Origin of the sequence: Nocardioides sp. ChNu-99, from assembly GCF_029493445.1 — a bacterium.
GTDB lineage: Bacteria > Actinomycetota > Actinomycetes > Propionibacteriales > Nocardioidaceae > Nocardioides.
Genome location: NZ_JAHWBL010000111.1, coordinates 1 through 1,667, shown reverse-complemented (window position 1 = coordinate 1,667; position 1,667 = coordinate 1). Strand labels below are relative to the sequence as shown.

2 protein-coding genes are annotated in these 1,667 nt (G+C 78.1%); both read right to left on the bottom strand.

Annotated elements, in window-relative coordinates; translation table 11 throughout:
* The coding region (locus tag KK617_RS18580; RefSeq protein ID WP_277501672.1) for a hypothetical protein at positions 1–1,208 on the bottom strand (1,208 nt) is incomplete at its 3' end.
* On the bottom strand, positions 1,205–1,667 hold a 463-nt coding region (locus KK617_RS18575), incomplete at its 5' end, for a hypothetical protein (protein WP_277501671.1). The genes KK617_RS18580 and KK617_RS18575, both read right to left, overlap by 4 nt.

The window sequence follows — 1,667 nt, the reverse complement described above, 5'->3', positions numbered from 1 at the left end:
GGCGCCGCCGGGGCCGACGGGACCGACGGCCCGGCGGGCCGGGCAGCGGGGCCCGGGCGTGGCGGGGGCGCGAGGGCCGTGTTCTCCGGCACGGGTACGACGACGGTCGGGGCCGGCGCGGGCTGAGGCACGACGACGGGGGCGGACGCGTCGTACGAGACCGTCACCGGCAGCGCCACCTTGAAGGCGTCGGTGGAGGCGCCGCTGGAGTACCAGAAGGCGCCCGTGCCGAGCTCCTCCATGAGGGTGACGAACGACTGCGGGAAGGAGCCGGCGTCGGCGCCGTCGGTGCGCTGCGCCGTGCCGCTCACCCGCACCCCGCGGTAGGCGGGGGTCGTGGTGAAGCCGGTGACGTCATCGAGGTCGACGGCCGGGAGGTCGGCGAGGCGCACCTCCCGGGGCGCGAGGGGCTCCCGCTGCGTGGGGTCCTCGCGCGACGAGGCGTAGCCGGTGACGGTCGCGGTCAGGGTGCCGCGCCCGTCCGCGACGGCGAGCACGGGGTCGGAGACGTGGAAGAACGAGCGGCCGGAGTAGTAGAGGACGGTGAAGGTGCCCGTCCACGCGATGCGGGCGGTGCCGGCCGCGCGGTCCACCTCCCCCGCCCCGGCGCGCAGCACGACCTGGTGGTTGCTGAACGTGCCGGCGCTCGGGTTGGTGATGGGCGCTCCGGCGCTCGTGGTGCGCAGCCCGTCCCACGTGGCGGTGCGCCAGGTCGAGCCGTCCCACTTCTCGACGCTCACGCCGCCGTCGCTCGCGGCCCACTGCCGCTCGCGGAGGTGGACGCCGACCCCGGGCACCGCGCGTCCGGCGGAGAAGAAGTTGTGCGCGCCGGGCTCGTGGGCGGCGTTGTTCGACTCGTTCGTCAGTCCCCAGCGCAGCACGGCGTCGTCGACCGCGACGGCGCCGGTCGTCGGCGGGGTCGTCGGCTCGGTGGTGGGTGCCGTGGTGGGCTGGGTGGTCGGCGCGGTGGTGGGCTGGGTGGTCGGCTCGGTCGTCGGCTGGCTGGTGGTGGGTGTAGTGGTGGGCGCCGTGCCCGACGGGGTGGACGTGGCGGGATCGGTGGTCGCCTCGACCGCCTGGGCGGCGCGGGGACCGGGCACGCCGAGCAGCACCGACACCAGCAGGGTGCACAGGGCCAGGACGCCGACGCCGGCGAGGGCGGCGGCGCGCAGGCGCGCGGCGCGGTCGCCGGGGTGCCGGCCGCTCACCGCGCGGCCCTGGTTCGCACGAGCACCACGCGGGCGACGGCGGCGAGGAGCACGAGGGCGGCGGCCACGACGAACGCGACGGCGAGGCGGTCGGGGCCCGCGTCCTCGGCGGGGGCTGCGTCCGAGGAGGCCGCGACCTCGGCGGCGTCGTCGGCGGCGCGGACGGCGAAGCTGACGGTGAGCGGCTCGTCGAGGCCGAAGATGCGCAGCTCGTGCGTCCCGGCCGGGGTGTCCGCCGGGAGGGTGATGACCCCGGCCATGCTGCCGTCGGCCGCGACCTGGAAGGGTCCCGCGGCGGCCGCGCCGTCGTCGAAGGTCACGCTGACCTGGCGTCCGGGCACGAGGCCGGTCGCCTGGAACGGCAGCACGCGGCCCGCGACCGCGGCGCCGCGGTCGACCTCGAGGGCGGCGGGGCCGGCGGCCACGGGGGCGGCGGCCGCGGCGGGGGTCCCCGGGGTG